This is a genomic window from Tenacibaculum aiptasiae, assembly GCF_965221665.1.
Classification (GTDB): Bacteria; Bacteroidota; Bacteroidia; order Flavobacteriales; family Flavobacteriaceae; genus Polaribacter; species Polaribacter aiptasiae.
The window spans coordinates 2232337-2252369 of sequence record NZ_CBDCSN010000002.1 but is presented as its reverse complement, the minus strand read 5'-3'; the positions used below and the strand labels follow the sequence as shown (position 1 = coordinate 2252369).

16 protein-coding genes and 1 tRNA gene are annotated in these 20033 nt (G+C 32.6%); 2 read left to right on the top strand and 15 right to left on the bottom strand.

The features are described 5' to 3' along the window. Positions 1–175: 175 nt before the first annotated feature. Complete coding sequence (locus ACOQN8_RS10760; RefSeq protein ID WP_420552668.1) at positions 176–874, top strand: DUF3667 domain-containing protein; 699 nt, start codon at positions 176–178, stop codon at positions 872–874. Here the strand turns inward: ACOQN8_RS10760 and hemN are convergent. The 4 genes from hemN to ACOQN8_RS10740 all read right to left on the bottom strand — a co-directional run bounded on the left by hemN (position 871) and on the right by ACOQN8_RS10740 (position 6068). After that, positions 871–2235, bottom strand: a complete 1365-nt coding sequence (hemN, locus tag ACOQN8_RS10755; RefSeq protein WP_420552667.1) for an oxygen-independent coproporphyrinogen III oxidase — start codon at positions 2233–2235, stop codon at positions 871–873. The genes ACOQN8_RS10760 and hemN overlap by 4 nt on opposite strands. Then, positions 2235–2933 (bottom strand): purine-nucleoside phosphorylase, encoded by a 699-nt coding sequence (gene deoD / locus ACOQN8_RS10750; protein WP_420552666.1) that lies wholly within the window; start codon positions 2931–2933, stop codon positions 2235–2237. The genes hemN and deoD overlap by 1 nt, the downstream gene beginning before the upstream one ends. A gap of 1 nt (position 2934) precedes the next feature. Continuing rightward, on the bottom strand, positions 2935–3600 hold the full coding sequence (gene deoC / locus ACOQN8_RS10745) for a deoxyribose-phosphate aldolase (RefSeq protein ID WP_420552665.1): 666 nt from the start codon (positions 3598–3600) through the stop codon (positions 2935–2937). A gap of 95 nt (positions 3601–3695) precedes the next feature. Beyond that, positions 3696–6068 carry a heavy metal translocating P-type ATPase gene (locus ACOQN8_RS10740; protein WP_420552664.1) on the bottom strand — a complete coding sequence of 791 codons (2373 nt, stop codon included), beginning with the start codon at positions 6066–6068 and terminating at the stop codon, positions 3696–3698. 170 nt (positions 6069–6238) lie between these two features. Here ACOQN8_RS10740 and ACOQN8_RS10735 point away from each other — a divergent pair, with 170 nt between their 5' ends. Continuing rightward, on the top strand, positions 6239–6859 hold the full coding sequence (locus ACOQN8_RS10735) for a Crp/Fnr family transcriptional regulator (RefSeq protein WP_333909541.1): 621 nt from the start codon (positions 6239–6241) through the stop codon (positions 6857–6859). Between the two features lie 58 nt (positions 6860–6917). Here the strand turns inward: ACOQN8_RS10735 and ACOQN8_RS10730 are convergent, their stop codons facing one another. The 11 genes from ACOQN8_RS10730 to tuf all read right to left on the bottom strand — a co-directional run bounded on the left by ACOQN8_RS10730 (position 6918) and on the right by tuf (position 20027). Beyond that, a complete protein-coding gene (locus ACOQN8_RS10730; protein WP_420552663.1) occupies positions 6918–7226 on the bottom strand; it encodes a DUF3467 domain-containing protein in 309 nt (102 codons plus the stop codon). A 53-nt stretch (positions 7227–7279) separates the two neighbouring features. Beyond that, complete coding sequence (gene rpoC / locus ACOQN8_RS10725) at positions 7280–11551, bottom strand: DNA-directed RNA polymerase subunit beta' (protein WP_420552662.1); 4272 nt, start codon at positions 11549–11551, stop codon at positions 7280–7282. 105 nt (positions 11552–11656) lie between these two features. Next, positions 11657–15469, bottom strand: a complete 3813-nt coding sequence (gene rpoB / locus ACOQN8_RS10720) for a DNA-directed RNA polymerase subunit beta (RefSeq protein ID WP_420552661.1) — start codon at positions 15467–15469, stop codon at positions 11657–11659. A gap of 235 nt (positions 15470–15704) precedes the next feature. Then, positions 15705–16076: a 50S ribosomal protein L7/L12 gene (gene rplL / locus ACOQN8_RS10715; RefSeq protein WP_150900595.1), complete on the bottom strand. Its 372-nt coding sequence runs from the start codon at positions 16074–16076 to the stop codon at positions 15705–15707. A gap of 50 nt (positions 16077–16126) precedes the next feature. Continuing rightward, on the bottom strand, positions 16127–16642 hold the full coding sequence (gene rplJ / locus ACOQN8_RS10710; RefSeq protein WP_420552660.1) for a 50S ribosomal protein L10: 516 nt from the start codon (positions 16640–16642) through the stop codon (positions 16127–16129). A 21-nt stretch (positions 16643–16663) separates the two neighbouring features. Then, positions 16664–17353 (bottom strand): 50S ribosomal protein L1, encoded by a 690-nt coding sequence (gene rplA, locus ACOQN8_RS10705; RefSeq protein ID WP_150900591.1) that lies wholly within the window; start codon positions 17351–17353, stop codon positions 16664–16666. 20 nt (positions 17354–17373) lie between these two features. Then, positions 17374–17811: a 50S ribosomal protein L11 gene (rplK, locus tag ACOQN8_RS10700; protein ID WP_150900589.1), complete on the bottom strand. Its 438-nt coding sequence runs from the start codon at positions 17809–17811 to the stop codon at positions 17374–17376. Between the two features lie 66 nt (positions 17812–17877). Then, positions 17878–18432: a transcription termination/antitermination protein NusG gene (gene nusG, locus ACOQN8_RS10695; RefSeq protein WP_150900588.1), complete on the bottom strand. Its 555-nt coding sequence runs from the start codon at positions 18430–18432 to the stop codon at positions 17878–17880. Between the two features lie 16 nt (positions 18433–18448). Next, positions 18449–18643, bottom strand: a complete 195-nt coding sequence (gene secE, locus ACOQN8_RS10690) for a preprotein translocase subunit SecE (protein WP_420552659.1) — start codon at positions 18641–18643, stop codon at positions 18449–18451. 56 nt (positions 18644–18699) lie between these two features. Next, a tRNA-Trp gene (locus tag ACOQN8_RS10685) sits at positions 18700–18772 on the bottom strand. Positions 18773–18839: 67 nt separating this feature from the next. After that, positions 18840–20027 (bottom strand): elongation factor Tu, encoded by a 1188-nt coding sequence (tuf, locus tag ACOQN8_RS10680; protein ID WP_150900585.1) that lies wholly within the window; start codon positions 20025–20027, stop codon positions 18840–18842. Between the last annotated feature and the right edge of the window lie 6 nt (positions 20028–20033).

The window sequence follows — 20033 nt, the reverse complement described above, 5'->3', positions numbered from 1 at the left end:
TGAAGCTTTTCTTAAAACATGATATTTGTCATATTTCAAACTTTTATTAGAGATTTATTTACTTTTTTTTCAAATAAATAGCTCTTCTTTTTTTTAAAACTTGCAACTATTTCAATTTTATTTATTTTTGGAAGTGCTTAATTAAAATAAGCTATGAATTAAATATTTATTATAAATGAAATGTATTTCATGTAATAATATGCATGAGGAAAATTATTGCCCTCATTGTGGAGAAAAGAAAAATGTAAAAAGGATTACTTTCCCTTCTATGTTTCAATATGCTATATCTTCCATCATAGATATGGATAAAGGCTTTTTATTTAACGTAAAATCGCTCTTTACAAACCCCAAAAAAATAATCACAAATTATATTCTTGGTAAAAGAAAAGATATTTTAAATCCAATCTCTTTTTTAATTTTTTCTATAACTATATATTTAATTATTGAAACTTTTCTGAAAGTACCTGTTAAAAAAAGTACCATTACAAATGTTGACAGGGAAGGCCTTGAAAAAATAGCTTATTTTGGAGGACGATTTATTAGAGTATATTTTAAATATTTTTGGGTTTTTACTTTAATTCCCTTGAGTTTTCTAACTAGAATTCTTTTTCAGAAATATAATTACTCTGAGCATCTAGCTATCAACTCTTTTATTTTAGGGCAAATAACATTGATAGGGATATTAAGTCATTTAATTTTTAGAGAACCTATTATTATAGACCCAGTTATTTATATAGCTTTAATACTTTATATTTATATTGTCTTTAAAAATAAAAATGATAAAGTGGAAACAGCCATTTTATCATTTTTCACCATTTTTCTATTTATTCTTATGATGTTGGGGATTATTTTTACACTAGGTTATTTAAGTTAAATAGTCATAGAAAACAGCTTGGCTTCTGGTTGTTTTTCGTGTAATTTTTTATCAAACGCCATACAAATGTTTCGCACATACGGTCTTGCTTCTTCAGGAACTGTTAGCTTTTCATCCTCTATAAAAACTAGCTTATCCTCAATCATTTCTTCCAGTTTCTTTAAATGTTCATCTACATTTTCTATTTGTAAATTTTCTTCTTCCCATGAAGTAGAAAAATGACACATAATATTTAAAATATGCTTTCTTATTACTAAATCTTCTTTAGATAAAATGTGTCCTCGAAAAACTGGAATCTCACCTTCATTTACAACTTTTTGATATTCTTTTACTGTTTTTACATTTTGAGCAAAACCATACCATGAATCTGAAATTGCCGACATTCCTAAACCAATCATTAATTGAGTTTTATTAGCGGTATATCCCATAAAGTTTCTATGCAATGTTTTCTCTTCTGTTGCTTTATACAAACTATCGGTTGGTAATGCAAAATGATCCATTCCTATTTCTATATAACCCATCTCTGCAAATAACTCCTTCCCTATTTCATATAACTCTCGCTTTTCCTCATTCTTTGGTAAATCTTGTTCATTAAAACCTCTTTGCCCCACTCCTTTTACCCAAGGTACATGTGCATAACTATAAAATGAAATTCTATCTGGTTGTAATTCTTTTGTTTTATTAATAGTGTGAATTACATTTTCTTTTGTTTGAAATGGAAGTCCAAAAACTAAATCGTGGCTAATTGATGTATATCCTATTTCTTTTGCTAATCGATGTGCTCTTTCTACATTTTCAAATGGCTGAACTCTATGAATTGCTTCTTGCACTTTTAAATTATAATCCTGTACTCCAAAACTTACTCTAGTAAAACCTACATCATATAAAGTTTGTAATTGCTCTTTGGTCGTGTTGTTCGGGTGCCCTTCAAAACTAAACTCGTGATTAGGATGTTTTTTTGCTTTTAAAAAGATTCCATCAATTAACTTTTTTAATTGTTCTTTTGAAAAAAATGTTGGTGTACCTCCTCCTAAATGAATTTCTTTTACTAATGGTACTTCATCAACTAAATCAACATATAAATTCCATTCTTTTAATACGGTTTCTATGTATGGTTCTTCAACTTCGTGACGTTTTGTTATATGTTTATGGCACGCACAAAACGTACACAAACTTTCACAGAATGGTAAATGAATATATAAACTAATTCCTTCTGTTGAATTACTTTCTATAAACGATTTCTTAAAAGTTTCGATCCATTTTTCTTTTGAAAAAGTATTTTCATCCCAATAAGGTACAGTTGGATAACTTGTATATCTTGGACCTGGTATATTATATTTTTGAATTAGTGAGTTTTTCATTATAAAGTTCCTAATGCGATTTCTATCATTTCTTTAAACGTTTGCTCTCTTTCATCAGCTGTGGTTCTTTCTCCTGTAACCAAACTATCAGATATGGTTAATATTGATAATGCATTGACTTTGTGTTTAGCTGCCACTGTATACAAACCATTTGTTTCCATTTCTACACATAAAACACCGTAGTCTGCCCACTTTTTATAACTTTCAAATTCATCTGCATAAAATTCATCTGAACTTAAAATATTTCCTGCTTTTATAGCAATTCCTTTTTCATTAGCTGTATTTAATGCTTTTTGAAATAATTCAAAACTAGCTGTTGGGGCATAATCAGCACCATTAAATCGGATTGTATTTAATCCAGAATTGGTTGATGCTGCCATTGCTATTACAATATCTCTAATACCTACTTCTTTTTGATATGAACCTGCTGAACCTACGCGGATTAAATTCTTTACACCATATTCGGTAATCAATTCATGAGCATAAATTAATGTACTTGGTATTCCCATTCCTGTTCCTTGTACCGAAACTCTCTTCCGTTTATACTCTCCAGTATATCCTAGCATTCCTCTTACATCATTATAACAAACAGGATTTTCTAAAAAAGTTTCAGCAATCCATTTAGCTCTCATTGGATCTCCTGGTAATAATACCGTTTCTGCTACTTCTCCCTTTACGGCCGCTATATGTACACTCATCTTAATATTTGTTTTTGTCTGAAATTCCTGTTGTTACTAAAGATACTCCTGATGATGTTCCTAAACGAGTTACCCCCATTTCAATATACTCTATTGCAGTAGCTGCATCTCTTACTCCACCTGCAGCTTTTATTTGAGCCTTATCTCCAACTACTTCTTTCATTATTTTAACATCTTCAAAGGTTGCTCCTCCTGTTCCAAAACCTGTTGATGTTTTTACAAAATCAGCTCCTGCATTTACCGCTAATTGCGAGGCAATTTTTATTTGTTCTTTTGTTAGGTAACAATTTTCAAATATTACTTTCAAAATATTTTCTCCTATTGCTTCTTTTATCAATCTAATTTCATTCTCTATATATTCATTTTCTCCATCTATTAATTTTCCTACATTGATAACCATATCTATTTCTGAAGCTCCTTTTTCAATACATTTTTTTGCTTCAAAAATTTTAGATTCTGTATCCATAGCTCCTAATGGGAAACCTATTACTGCTGCTATTTTTATAGCCGAATCTTTCAATTCTTCTTTTGCTAAAGTTACATATGAACCATTTACACAAACTGCACAAAAATCATATTCTTTGGCTTCCTCACATAGCTTTACAATATCTTCTTTTGTTGCTACTGCTTTTAATAATGTGTGATCTATATATTTATTTATTTGCATAATATTTTATTTTTATTCTTGTTATCTTCTTTAAAACATACAAAGATAACTGTACTCTTTTTTCTTTTTTTGAATTTTGAAACTTCTCAAAAGCCTTATTTAATTTTCTTTCCTATTAAATTTGTTGCTACTGTTGTAAACACTACGATACTAATAGAACTTAAAGGCATTAAAATTGCAGCTATTACTGGTTTTAATTGCCCTGTAGTTGCAAAATACAATCCGATAACGTTGTATAATAAAGACAATAAAAAACTATATTTTATAATTTGAATTGCTTTTTTAGATACCTTGATATAATTTGCTATTTGATTAAATTTTGAAGCATCTAAAATTGCATCACAAGCAGGAGAAAATACATTTATATTTTCTGACAATGCTATACCAACATTACTTTGTGCCAATGCTCCTGCATCATTTAATCCATCACCAATCATAATTACACTTTTATCTTTTTGTTGTAATTTTTCTACATAAGACAATTTATCTTCTGGCTTCTGATTGAATAAAAATGTAGTATTCTCTGGTAAAATAGTTTGCAAATACTTTTTTTCTCCTTCATTATCTCCAGAAACAACCGCTAATTCATAATTCGATTTTAATTCTGAGAATAAATTATTTACTCCTTTTCTATATGCATTCTTAAAAACATACTTTCCTTTATACACATCGTTTATACTAACATGTACTGAAGTATCTAAATTTATCTGCTCTTCTATATTATTCACAAAAGATGATGAACCTACTTTTATTTTTGTTTGTTCATAATTAGCTTCTATCCCTTTTCCAGTGTGCTCTTTAAAATTTTCTATCGTTATTGTTTCTTCTATTAATGAATTATATAACATTCTACTTAAAGGATGATTTGAAGCTCTAAGTGTACTTTTTAATATTCTTTTTTCTAGCTTCTCTAAATCTGTTCCTTGATATTCAATTTTATTTTCCTTGTTTGTAGTAAGTGTACCTGTTTTATCAAAAATTACTGAGTTGGTTGCTGCTAATTGCTCCAATACAGTAGCATTTTTTATGTAAAACTTTTTCTTACCTAAAATACGTAACATATTTCCTAAGGTAAATGGAGCTACTAATGCTATAGCACAAGGACAAGCTATAATTAATACTGCAGTAAATACATTTAATGCCTTAGATGCATCATAAAACCACCAGAAACCAGTTGCTATTATAGCTATAATTAAAATTGTTATGGTAAAATGTTGACTTATCTTATCTGTTAGTGTTTTAAATGATGAGTTTTTATCTTTTTGAAATACATCATTGCTCCACAACTGTGTTAAATAACTTTGTGAAACTGATGCTAAAACCTCCATTTCAATAATACCTGATAACTGTTTTCCTCCTGCAAATAATTTATCTCCTGACTTTTTTGAAACTGGAATTGCTTCTCCTGTAACAAAACTATAATCTATCTCTGCTTCACCATTTATTAAAATTCCATCAACTGGGATTAACTCTTGATTTCTTATTAATAATCTATCTCCTTTTTTCACATCATATATTTGCGCATTTTCCTCTTTTCCTTCTGAAGTAAGCCTAGTAACAGCAATTGGAAAATAGGACTTATAATCGCGTTCAAATGATAGAAAGTTATATGTTTTTTGTTGAAAAAACTTTCCTAACAATAGGAAAAACACCAAACCAGTAAGAGAATCAAAAAAACCAGTTCCTAAATCAAAAATAATTTCAACAGAACTTCTAATAAATAAAACAGAAACTCCCAAAGCAATAGGAACATCTATGTTCAGGATTTTTGAACGTAATCCTTTATATGCTGAAATAAAATAATCTTGTGCGGCATAAAAAACTACTGGTAATGAAAAGAAAAACATTAACCAACGGAAAACTCCTTTGTATTGTTCTAACCAAAACTCTGATACTTCAAAATACTCTGGAAATGAAAGAAACATTACATTTCCAAAGGCAAATCCAGCTATTCCTAATTTATAAATTAAGCTTCTATCAACCTTTTTCTTTCCTACTTCGTAATCTTCCAAAGAAATATATGGTTCATAACCTATAGAGCTCAATAATAAAACAACTTCTTGTAATGAAATCTCGTCTAAATTATACGTAATTCTTACCGTTTTCTTTGGAAAGTTAACCTGCGAGTTTATTATACTCTTTTGAAGTTTATGTAAATTTTCTAGTACCCAAATACATGAACTACAATGTATATGAGGAATATATAAATTAACTACTTGAGTATTTCCATCGTTAAACTCTAATAATTTATTTACAATAGATTCATTTTCAAGAAAATCATATTTCCCTTGAATCTCTTCAGGAATTGCTCCTGGATTGTTCTGAAAATCGTAATAACAAGTTAAATCATTTTCTGAAAAAATTTCAAATACTGTCTTACATCCATTACAGCAAAAAAACTTTTCTTCTACTCTAATTTTATCAGTATCGCACTCGTTACCACAATGAAAACATATCTTGCTTTCCATATTTACTCATTTGCCTGATACAAAGGTCGTTTTTTATGCAAGTAATAAACATGATATTTATCAGTTTTCGTTATCTTTGAAGTATGCTACAAAACTCAGAAACTCACACTAAATGTGAACAGTGTATTATTAGGCAATTCAACTCATTAAAGTCCTTAACAAAAAGTGAATTGATTAGGATTTCTGGGTGTAAAACGTCTAAAATAATCAAAAAAGGTGAACCTCTTTTTCAAGAAGGCGAGCATATAAACGGTATTTTTTGTATTAAAGACGGTCTCTGTAAGGTTTCTAAAATGAGTGATAATGGTAGAGATCAAATCATTCACTTAATCAGAAAAGGTGATATTATAGGTGAACGTAGTTTAATTAATGACGAAGCTTCAAATCTAAAAGCTGTTGCTGTTAATGATATGGAAGTTTGCTTTATTCCTAAAGAAGAAATAATAAAGGATTTACAGAATAATTCTAACTTCTCTATGGATATGCTTAAAAAAATGGCTGCTTCTCTTAAAAATGCAGATAACGTTATTGTTGATATGGCACAAAAAACCGTAAAACAACGTTTAGCCGATACTCTTATTTTTTTAGATAGTGAATTTGAAAAAAATGAAGACGGCTCTATAGGTATATTATTGACTAGAGAAGATATTTCTAATATAATAGGTACTGCAACAGAAAGTGCTATCCGTTTACTTTCCGATTTTAAAAAGAAAAAATTGATTAACTTAAAAGGTAAACAAATTTTTGTTTTAAATATCTCTGGGCTTCAACAAATTTCTCAAGGATTTTAAACAATTAACAACATCATATAAAAACAAAAAATCGTCTTAATTAAGACGATTTTTTGTTTTATGCTTCTCCAGTAGTTCCTCCAAAATTCATTGGAATTGGTACTTTCTCATAATCTTTAATTTCACCATGAGCTTGTTCAAATTTTCGAACATTTTCTGCTAATGCTTTAGATAACCTTTTAGCATGTTGCGGTGTTAAGATTATTCTTGATTTTACTTTTGCTTTAGGTACTCCTGGCATCATATTTATAAAATCAACTATAAATTCAGATACTGAATGATTAATTATTGCCAAGTTACAATAGGTTCCTTCAGCTGTATCTTGATCTAATTCTATATTTAATTGTGGCTCTTTGTGATCTTCCATATTAAAATTTAAAAAAAAGACCTCTAAAAGCTTAGAGGTCTTTGTATTGAAAATTATAAACTTTGTTCAATTTCATCTTTAGGCCCTACGATTTGACTATCGTAAGATCTCATTCCTGTACCTGCTGGAATTCTCTTACCAACAATTACATTTTCTTTCAATCCTTCTAATGTATCAACTTTACCGTTTACTGCAGCTTCATTTAATACTTTAGTAGTTTCCTGGAATGACGCAGCTGAAATAAATGACTTAGTCTGTAACGAAGCTCTTGTAATACCTTGCAATACTTGCTCTGCAGTTGCTGGTTGTGCTTCTCTTGCTACTACTAATTCTTTATCTGCTCTACGTAATAATGAATTCTCATCTCTTAATTGACGAGCTGAAACTATTTGTCCTGGTTTTAAGTTCTCAGAATCTCCTGCATCCTCAACAACTTTCATTCCGTAAATAGCATCGTTTTCTTTGATAAAGTCGTTTTTATGAATTAATTGATTTTCTAAGAATAAAGTATCTCCAGAATCAATAACTCTAACTTTACGCATCATTTGACGTACTACTACCTCGAAGTGCTTGTCGTTAATTTTTACCCCTTGTAAACGATATACTTCTTGAATCTCGTTTACTAAGTATTCTTGAACAGCAGAAGGTCCTTTGATATTTAAAATATCTATTGGAGTAATAGCTCCATCAGATAAAGGCATACCTGCTTTAATGAAATCGTTCTCTTGAACTAAAATTTGGTTTGATAACTTCACTAAGTATTTAGTAATCTCTCCTGTTTTAGATTCAATAATAATCTCACGATTACCACGCTTAATTTTACCGAAAGATACAACCCCATCAATTTGAGCAACTACTGCTGGGTTAGATGGATTACGTGCTTCGAATAACTCTGTTACACGTGGTAAACCTCCTGTAATATCCCCTGCTTTACCAGACTTACGTGGAATCTTAACTAATGTATGACCTGATTCTACTTTATCACCATCATTTACCATTAAGTGTGCACCTACTGGTAAACTGTACGAACGTAAAGCATTACCATCTGCATCTTCAATAATTAATGAAGCAATAATTTTCTTATTTTTAGAATCAATCATTACTTTTTCTTGGAAACCTGTTTGCTCATCAATTTCAACAGTATAGTTAATACCTTGTTCTAAATTGTCAAACTTAACTTTTCCGTTGAATTCTGAAACAATAACTCCATTAAATGGATCCCATTGACAAACTGCATCTCCTTTTTTGATTGATTTAAGATCCTTATCAAATATGATCGAACCATAAGGAATGATATTAGTACTTAATACTATGTCAGTTTTCTTATCAATGATTTTAATTTCAGCTGTACGAGAGATTACGATATCTACTTCTTTACCTTCGTTATCTTTACCTTTAACTGTACGTAAATCTTCTATCTTAACATTTCCATCAAACTTAGCTATTAACTTGTTCTCCTCTGAAATGTTTCCTGCTACCCCTCCAACGTGGAATGTACGTAATGTTAACTGTGTTCCTGGCTCTCCAATCGATTGTGCTGCAATTACACCTACTGCTTCTCCTCTTTGTACTTTCTTTCCTGTAGATAAAGATTGTCCGTAACATTTTTCGCAAATACCTCTTTCAGATTCACAAGTTAATGCAGAACGTACTTCTACTTTATCTACTCCAGAAGCTTCAATTTTTTCAGCTATAATTGGTGTAATTAACTCTCCTGATTCAATTAATAATTCATCAGTTTTTGGAGCATATACATTGTGTAATGATGTACGTCCAGAAATTCTTTCACTTAAAGGCTCAACGATTTCATCGTTTTTCTTTAATGGAGAAATTTCTAATCCTCTTAATGTACCACAATCTACTTCATTTACAATAACATCCTGAGATACATCTACTAAACGACGTGTTAAGTATCCTGCATCGGCTGTTTTTAATGCGGTATCGGCAAGTCCTTTACGTGCACCGTGTGTAGAGATAAAGTATTCTAAAATCGATAATCCTTCCTTAAAGTTAGATAAAATAGGGTTCTCAATAATCTCTCCTCCACTTGCTGTAGATTTCTTAGGTTTTGCCATTAATCCACGCATACCTGTTAACTGACGGATCTGCTCTTTCGATCCACGTGCTCCAGAATCTAACATCATAAATACTGAGTTAAATCCTTGTTGATCTTCACGTAAACGCTTCATAGATAATTCAGTTAATCTGTTGTTTGTAGATCCCCAAACATCAATTACCTGGTTATAACGCTCTTTTTGCGTTAACATACCCATGTTATAGTTCATGATTATACCATCTACCTCTTTGTTTGCTTCAGCAATCATAGAGTGCTTTTCTTCTGGTATAATGATATCTCCTAATGAGAATGATAAACCACCTTCGAAGGCGTATTTATATCCCATGTTTTTAATCTCATCTAAGAATTTTCCAACTGCAGGAATATCAGTAACTTTTAAAATACCACTAATAACTCCTCTTAATGATTTTTTAGTTAAAACTTCATTAATATATCCTGCTGCTTCTGGTACAACTTCATTAAATAAAACTCTACCAACAGTTGTTTGTATGATCTTAACAACTGGTTCTCCATCCTCTACATCATTAGTACGAACTTTGATTCCAGCATTTAAGTCTACTCTTTCTTCGTTTAAGGCAATAATTACCTCTTCTGGTGAATAGAAAGTTAATCCTTCTCCTTTAATAGGTACTTCTGGAGTTGACTTTCTTTCCTTAGTCATATAGTATAGTCCTAATACCATATCCTGAGATGGTACAGTAATAGGTGCACCATTTGCAGGGTTTAAGATATTATGAGATCCTAACATTAATAACTGAGCTTCTAAAATAGCCTCTGGTCCTAATGGTAAGTGAACCGCCATTTGATCCCCATCAAAATCGGCATTGAAGGCAGAACAAGCAAGTGGGTGTAAACGTATTGCTTTACCTTCAATTAATTTTGGTTGGAATGCTTGAATACCTAGACGGTGTAACGTTGGAGCACGGTTTAATAAAACTGGGTGTCCTTTAATTACGTTTTCTAAGATATCCCAAACAACTGGTTCTTTTCTATCTATAATTTTCTTTGCAGATTTTACAGTTTTTACAATACCTCTTTCGATTAACTTACGAATAACGAAAGGCTTGTATAATTCTGCTGCCATATCTTTTGGCAATCCACATTCAAATAATCTTAACTCTGGTCCAACAACAATTACAGAACGTGCAGAATAATCAACACGCTTACCTAATAAATTTTGACGGAAACGTCCTTGCTTACCTTTTAAACTATCAGATAATGATTTTAATGGACGGTTAGATTCTGTTTTTACTGCTGATGATTTACGTGTGTTATCAAATAATGAATCTACTGATTCTTGTAACATACGTTTCTCGTTACGTAAAATAACTTCAGGAGCTTTAATCTCCATTAAACGCTTTAAACGGTTGTTACGGATAATAACACGACGATATAAATCATTTAAATCTGAAGTAGCGAAACGACCTCCATCTAATGGTACTAATGGACGTAACTCTGGCGGTATAACTGGAACCGCTTTCATAATCATCCACTCTGGGTTGTTTTCTCTATTCTTTTGAGAATCTCTAAATGCTTCAACAACATTTAAACGCTTTAATGCTTCGTTTTTACGTTGCTTAGAAGTTTCAGTATTTGCTTTATGACGTAATTCAAATGATAACGTATCTAAATCGATTCTTTCTAATAAATCAATTAAACATTCAGCTCCCATTTTAGCGATAAACTTGTTTGGGTCTGAATCATCTAAATACATATTCTCTTGTGGAAGTGTATCTAAAATATCTAAATACTCTTCTTCCGTTAAGAAGTCCATTTTTTGTAATGGTTCTCCTTCAGCATTTTTAGCTTCTCCTGGTTGAATTACTACGTAACGTTCGTAGTAAATAATCATATCTAACTTTTTAGATGGTAACCCTAGAAGGTATCCCATTTTGTTAGGTAATGATCTAAAGTACCAAATATGAGCAACTGGTACTACTAAATTAATGTGACCTACTCTATCTCTACGTACTTTTTTCTCAGTAACTTCAACACCACAACGATCACAAACGATTCCTTTATATCGGATTCGCTTATATTTTCCACACGCACACTCATAATCCTTTACAGGACCAAAAATACGCTCACAAAATAAACCATCTCTTTCTGGTTTGTGTGTACGGTAGTTAATAGTTTCTGGTTTTAAAACCTCACCTCTTGATGCCTCTAAAATAGATTCAGGTGATGCTAAACCAATTGAAATTTTGTTAAACTTTTTAACAGTGTATTTTTCGTTCTTTCTTGCCATAATAACTAATGGATTCGAATTAAAAATTTGCCTCTTTAAGACGTATATTTAAAATGATTTATCATTAGGTAGAAAACATCCTACCTAATGATATTTCACTGTTTATTATTCCTCTAATTTAACGTCTAATCCTAAACCTTTCAGTTCGTGCATTAATACATTAAATGATTCTGGTAATCCTGGTTCTGGCATAGACTCACCCTTAACAATACTTTCGTATGTTTTAGCTCTACCTAATACGTCATCCGATTTTACAGTTAAGATTTCTCTTAAGATACTTGATGCACCATATGCTTCAAGTGCCCAAACCTCCATCTCTCCGAAACGTTGACCTCCAAATTGTGCCTTACCTCCTAATGGTTGTTGTGTAATTAATGAGTAAGGTCCAATAGAACGCGCGTGCATCTTATCTTCAATCATGTGACCTAACTTAATCATATAAATTATACCCACTGTTGCTGGCTGATCGAAACGTTTTCCTGTACCTCCATCATATAAGTATGTATGTCCGTAACGAGGAATACCTGCTTGATCTGTTAAATCATTAATCTCGTTAATATTTGCACCATCAAAAATTGGTGTTGCATATTTTTGACCTAATTTTTCTCCAGCCCAACCAAGAACTGTTTCATAAATCTGACCAATATTCATACGAGATGGTACCCCTAATGGATTTAATACAATATCTACTGGTGTTCCGTCTTCTAAGAAAGGCATATCTTCTTGACGTACAATACGTGCTACAATACCTTTATTTCCGTGACGTCCTGCCATCTTATCTCCTACTTTTAACTTACGTTTTTTAGCTACGTAAATTTTTGCAAGCTTTAAGATTCCTGCTGGTAACTCGTCTCCTACAGAAATTGTAAACTTCTCACGACGTAAAACTCCTTGTAAATCGTTTACTTTAATCTTATAGTTGTGTACTAATTCTACAACTAACTTGTTTAAGTCTTTATCTGTAGTCCAAGTACCGTTTAAATGTGTAAAATCTTCTACTGAATTTAACATTTTTTGAGTAAACTTCTTACCTTTTGGTAATACTTCTTCCCCTAAATCGTTAAATACACCTTGTGAAGTTTTACCTGTAATTAAAGTAAATAACTTCTCTACTAATCTATCTTTTAATCCTTCAAACTTAGATACGTAAGATGCTTCTAAAGTTGCAATAGCCTCTTTATCTCTAGCACGTTTATTCTTATCTTTTACTGCACGTTTGAATAATTTTTTATTAATTACTACTCCTCTTAATGAAGGTGAAGCTTTTAATGATGCATCTTTTACATCTCCTGCTTTATCTCCAAAAATAGCACGTAATAATTTTTCTTCTGGTGTTGGATCAGATTCTCCTTTTGGTGTAATCTTACCAATTAAGATATCACCTGGGTTTACTTCTGCTCCAATACGAATCATTCCATTTTCATCTAAGTCTTTAGTAGCCTCTTCTGAAACATTTGGAATATCGTTTGTTAATTCTTCTGCTCCTAATTTAGTATCACGAACATCTAATGAATATTCATCGATATGAATAGAAGTAAAGATATCTTCACGAACAACTTTTTCTGAAATCACGATCGCATCCTCAAAGTTATACCCTTTCCAAGGCATGAAGGCTACTTTCATGTTTCTTCCTAAAGCTAATTCTCCTTTTTGCGTTGCATAACCTTCACAAAGTACTTGTCCTTCTTCAACTCTATCTCCAACTTTTACAATTGGCTTTAAGTTAATGTTAGTACCTTGGTTAGTTTTTCTAAACTTAATTAAGTTATAAGTGATTTCATCTGAATCGAAGCTTACCATTTGCTCTTCTTCAGTTCTATCATACTTAATAGTTATTTTATTTGCATCAACATACTCAACAACTCCAGCTCCTTCTGCATTGATTAAGATACGAGAGTCTTTTGCTACTCTACGCTCTAATCCTGTACCTACAATTGGAGATTCTGGACGTAATAATGGAACAGCTTGACGCATCATGTTCGATCCCATTAACGCACGGTTGGCATCATCATGCTCTAAGAAAGGAATTAACGATGCTGATATAGATGCAATTTGGTTTGGTGCAACATCCATGTAGTCTACTTCATTTGGAGTAACTACTGGGAAATCTCCACCTTCACGTGAAATTACTTTATCTTCAACAAAGTCTCCTTGCTCATCAATTTTTAAGTTAGATTGAGCAAACTTCATTCCTTCTTCTTCTTCAGCACTTAAGTAAACATGCTCTTGCTTTAAATCTATGTTTCCATCAACTACCTTTTTATAAGGTGTTTCGATAAAACCAAGATTATTAACTTTTGCAAATACTGCTAAAGATGAAATTAATCCAATATTCGGTCCCTCAGGAGTTTCAATTGGACATAAACGACCATAGTGTGTATAGTGAACATCACGAACCTCGAATCCTGCTCTTTCTCTAGATAAACCTCCAGGTCCTAAAGCTGATAAACGACGTTTGTGAGTAATTTCTGCTAATGGATTTGTTTGATCCATAAACTGAGATAATTGGTTGGTACCAAAGAATGAATTAATTACTGAAGATAATGTCTTCGCATTAATTAAGTCAATTGGAGTAAATACCTCGTTATCACGTACGTTCATTCTTTCACGAATTGTACGAGCCATACGAGCTAAACCAACACCGAACTGTCCAGCTAATTGCTCTCCTACAGTTCTTACACGACGGTTTGATAAGTGATCAATATCATCTACTTCTGCTTTTGAGTTAATTAACTCAATTAAGTATTTGATAATTGTAATAATATCGTTTTTAGTTAATACCTTTTGATCTATATCTTCATTAAGACCTAATTTGGTATTCATTCTAAAACGTCCTACTTCTCCTAAACTATAACGTTGCTCTGAGAAGAATAATTTTTCAATAATTCCTCTTGCTGTTTCCTCATCTGGCGGTTCAGCATTACGTAATTGTCTATATACATGCTCTACTGCCTCTTTCTCTGAGTTTGTAGGATCCTTTTGTAATGTATTATGAATGATTGCATAATCTGCCATGTCATTATCCACCTTATGTAATAAGATAGTTTTTGCACCTGCATCGATTATTTCATCAATGTGTTCTTTCTCTATAATTGTATCACGGTCGAAAACAATTTCGTTACGCTCAATAGATACTACTTCTCCTGTATCTTCGTCTACGAAATCTTCATGCCAAGTTTTTAATACTCTTGCTGCTAATTTACGCCCTAATACTTTCTTTAATCCTGCTTTAGAAACTTTTACTTCTTCCGCTAAATCAAAGATTTCTAATATATCTTTATCTCTTTCAAAACCTATGGCTCTGAATAACGTTGTTACTGGTAATTTTTTCTTTCTATCAATATAAGCATACATTACTTGATTGATATCTGTTGCAAATTCTATCCAAGATCCTTTAAAAGGAATAACTCTTGCTGAGTATAACTTGGTTCCGTTTGCGTGGAAAGATTGTCCGAAGAACACCCCTGGTGAACGGTGTAATTGAGACACTACAACTCTTTCTGCTCCATTAATAATGAAAGTTCCAGAATTAGTCATATAAGGAATAGTACCTAAATATACATCTTGAACTATAGTTTCGAAATCTTCGTGTTCAGGATCGGTACAATAAAGCTTTAACCTTGCTTTTAAAGGTACACTATGTGTTAAACCTCTTTCGATACATTCTTGGATGCTATATCTTGGAGGATCTACAAAGTAGTCTAAAAATTCTAATACAAATTGATTACGAGTGTCTGTAATCGGAAAGTTATCCATAAAGGTTTTGTATAAACCTTCTTCACCTCGCTCATCGGCTTTGGTTTGCAATTGGAAAAAGTCTTGGAAAGACTTCACCTGAATATCTAGAAAATCTGGATAATCAGTTCCTAACTGCGATGATGCAAAGTTAATTCTTTCAGTAGTGTTTATCGTTGCCAAAAGAGATGCTATTTTTAAATTAAAAATATTATTTTTTGAAACTTATCTGTTTCAATAATGCAATTTTAATTGCTTTTGATGGTTAAAAACCAACACTTTATAGTCGTAAAATCACAATTTCAAATTGTGATAAATAAAGAACGAATATATACACAAAATGGTTTAGGACTAAAAACATACGTTTCTAGTACCTAAACCTTAATTGTTTTTTCCCGTTTTAATTCGGGAGTATAGCTTACTTAAGCTCTACCTCAGCTCCTGCTTCTTCTAAAGACTTCTTAAGACCTTCTGCCTCATCTTTAGATACAGCTTCTTTTATTGGTGCTGGAGCGCTATCAACGATTGCTTTAGCATCTTTTAATCCTAATCCAGTTAATTCTTTAACTAACTTTACAACTGCTAATTTAGAACCTCCTGCTGCTTTTAAGATCACATCGAATTCAGTTTTTTCCTCTGCTGCATCACCTCCTGCTGCTGGACCTGCTACTGCTACTGCTGCTGCTGCTGGCTCAATACCATACTCTTCTTTTAAGATAGTAGCTAAATCATTAACTTCTTTTACTGTTAAGTTAACTAATTGTTCTGCGAAATCTTTTAAATCTGCCATTTTAATTGTTTTTTGAAATTTTATTTATTTTAGTTTATTAGTGCGCGTAATTATTTTTCAGATAACGTTGTAAGAATACCTGAAAGTTTGTTTCCACTTGATTGTAAAGCTGAAACAACATTTTTAGCTGGAGATTGTAATAATCCAATGATATCTCCAATAAGCTCTTCTCTAGATTTGATGTTAACAAGAGCGTCTAATTGGTCATCTCCAATGTAAACTGCCTCTTCAACAAAAGCTCCTTTTAATAAAGGCTTATCTGATTTTTTTCTGAACTCTTTTATAACTTTTGCTGGTGCATTTGCAGCTTCAGCAATCATTATAGAAGTATTACCTTTTAAAACACTTTGTAAGTCTCCAAAATCTTTATCTGAAGCTTCCATTGCTTTGGCAAGCATTGTGTTTTTTACAACAGCCAATTTAACGTTAGCTTTAAAACAAGCTCTACGTAAGTTAGATGTAGTTACTGCATCTAATCCAGAAATATCTGCTAAATAGATAGTACCAGTATCTCCTAATTGTGCTGTTAAATCTTCTATTACTTGTAATTTGTCTTCTCTAGTCATAATTAAAAAGTTTTAACTGCCTTATGATACAGATTTTTCATCTACAGCAACACTAGGACTCATAGTAGAAGACATAAAAATACTCTTAATATAAGCACCTTTAGCAGCTGTTGGCTTTAATTTAATTAATGTTTGTATTAACTCATTTGCATTTTCTTCAATCTTCTTAGCATCGAAAGATACTTTTCCAATTGCAGCGTGTACAATACCAGTTTTATCAACTTTAAAGTCAATCTTACCAGCTTTTACTTCTTGTACTGCTTTTGCAACATCCATAGTTACTGTTCCTGTCTTTGGGTTTGGCATTAAACCTCTTGGTCCTAAAATACGACCTAAAGGACCTAATTTACCCATAACGCTAGGCATTGTAATAATAACGTCAACATCAGTCCAACCACCTTTAATTTTTTGAAGGTACTCATCTAATCCAACATAATCCGCACCAGCTTCTTTTGCTTCTGCTTCTTTATCTGGAGTAACTAATGCTAATACTTTTACGTCTTTTCCTGTTCCGTGTGGTAATGTAACAACTCCACGTACCATTTGATTTGCTTTACGAGGATCTACTCCTAAACGTACTGCTAAATCTACAGATGCGTCAAATTTTACATTTGTAATTTCTTTAACTAAAGCTGATGCATCTCCTAAGCTATAAACTTTAGATCTATCTATCTTAGCACGAGCTTCCTTTTGCTTTTTAGTAATTGCCATTTCTAAATATCTTTTAAAGTTTAAGCAGGTGCATCACCTGTTACTGTTAATCCCATAGAACGAGCAGTTCCAGCAATCATTCTCATTGCAGACTCAACTTCAAATGCATTTAAATCAGGCATTTTGTCTTCTGCAATTCCTCGAATTTGATCCCAAGAAACGCTTGCTACTTTTTTCCTATTAGGTTCTCCTGAACCTTTCTTAATTTTGGCCGCTTCTAATAATTGTACTGCAGCTGGTGGTGTTTTTACAACAAACTCGAAAGATTTGTCTGTATAAACGGTAATCACAACAGGTAATACTTTACCTTGTTTGTCCTGTGTACGAGCATTAAATTGCTTACAGAACTCCATGATATTAACCCCGGCAGCACCTAAAGCGGGTCCAACTGGTGGCGACGGATTCGCAGCACCTCCCCTAACTTGTAGTTTAACTAATTTACTTACTTCTTTTGCCATTGTTTAAGATTTAATCGAGATATTTAAATTGGAAGCTTCAAACATCTCTAAATATAGGTGTAACAATTATATTTTCTCTACTTGCATGTAATTTAGTTCTAATGGTGTTTTTCTTCCGAAAATTTTAACCATTACTTCTAATTTACGTTTTTCCTCATTAACTTTTTCAACTGTTCCATCGAATCCATTAAAAGGACCGTCGATTACTTTTACAGTTTCTCCAACTGAATAAGGAATTGCGACATTTTCATCTCTAACAGAAAGTTCATCAACTTTACCTAACATTCTGTTCACTTCCGATTTACGCATTGGCACAGGTTCTCCTCCTTTTGTTTCACCTAAAAAACCAATAACTCCAGTTACTGATTTAATTACGTGAGGAACCTCTCCAGCTAAGTTAGCTTCAACCATTACATATCCTGGAAAATAAACTCTTTCTCTATTTATTTTCTTTCCGTTTCTAACTTGAATAACTTTTTCTGTTGGGACTATTACTTGATTAACATAATCTGATAATCCAAAACGAGCAATTTCAGTCTCGATATAAGTTTTAACCTTATTCTCTTGACCTCCAACAGCTCTTACAACATACCACTTCATTACTGAATTATCTGCCGCCATAATCTAAAAATTATATCTAGTTAAATTGGTTAAAAAACCAGTCTAATCCAGTGTGAAAAAACTTATCAATACCAGCTACAGCTAATGCAAATGCAATAGTGAATGCAGCAACCACTACAGTTGACTTTTGTGCTTCTTCACGAGTTGACCAAGTCATATTTGTATTTAATTCTTCAAAAGAATCCTTGACGTATTGTATAAATTTATTCATGTTTTTATCCTTTTAACGAGCTACAGTATTTAAACCGTAACTCGCTTTGATTTTTGCACGGATTGAGGGACTCGAACCCCCGACACCTGGTTTTGGAGACCAGTGCTCTACCAACTGAGCTAAACCCGTATTTCATTTTGAAAGGAGCCTCTCTATTTAAAGAGACTCCTTTTTTATGCTGTAAACTAACTATTAATTAGTCTAAGATTTCAGTTACCTGACCTGCACCTACTGTTCTACCTCCTTCACGGATTGCGAACTGTAAACCAATGTTTAATGCGATTGGTTGGATTAAATCAACTGTAATAGTTAAGTTATCTCCTGGCATTACCATCTCTACTCCATCAGGTAAGTTAATGTTACCAGTTACGTCAGTTGTACGTACGTAGAATTGTGGACGGTAGTTATTGTGGAATGGAGTGTGACGTCCACCTTCTTCTTTCTTTAAAACGTATACCTCAGCTTTAAATTTAGCGTGTGGAGTTACTGAACCTGGCTTACAGATTACCATACCTCTCTTGATATCTTCCTTAGCAATACCTCTTAATAAGATACCTGCGTTATCTCCTGCCTCACCTCTATCTAAGATTTGACGGAACATTTCAATACCAGTTACTGTAGAAGTTAACTTCTCAGAACCCATACCGATAATCTCTACTGGATCTCCAGAGTTGATGATCCCTGTTTCAATACGACCAGTAGCAACAGTACCACGACCTGTAATTGAGAATACATCCTCGATTGGCATTAAGAAATCTTTTTCAGTATCTCTTGGTGGCTCTTCAATCCAAGTATCAACAGCTTCCATTAATTCTAAAACTGTATCAACCCACTTTTGCTCTCCATTTAAAGCTCCTAAAGCAGAACCAGCAACAACAGGACCGTTATCTCCATCGTACTCGTAGAAAGATAATAAGTCTCTAACTTCCATCTCTACTAACTCTAATAACTCCTCATCATCAACCATATCAACTTTGTTTAAGAAAACAACGATACGTGGAATACCTACTTGACGTCCTAATAAGATGTGCTCACGAGTTTGTGGCATTGGACCATCTGTTGCAGCTACTACTAAGATAGCTCCATCCATTTGAGCAGCACCAGTTACCATGTTCTTTACATAATCGGCGTGACCTGGACAATCTACGTGTGCGTAGTGACGGTTTGCAGTTGCATACTCTACATGAGAAGAGTTAATTGTTATACCTCTTTCTTTTTCTTCTGGAGCGTTATCGATTTGATCAAAAGCTCTTTGTTCAGAAAATCCTGCATCAGCTAATACTTTAGTAATTGCAGCAGTTAAAGTAGTTTTACCGTGATCTACGTGACCAATAGTACCAACATTTAAATGCGGTTTCGAACGATCATAAGTTCCTTTTGCCATGATTAT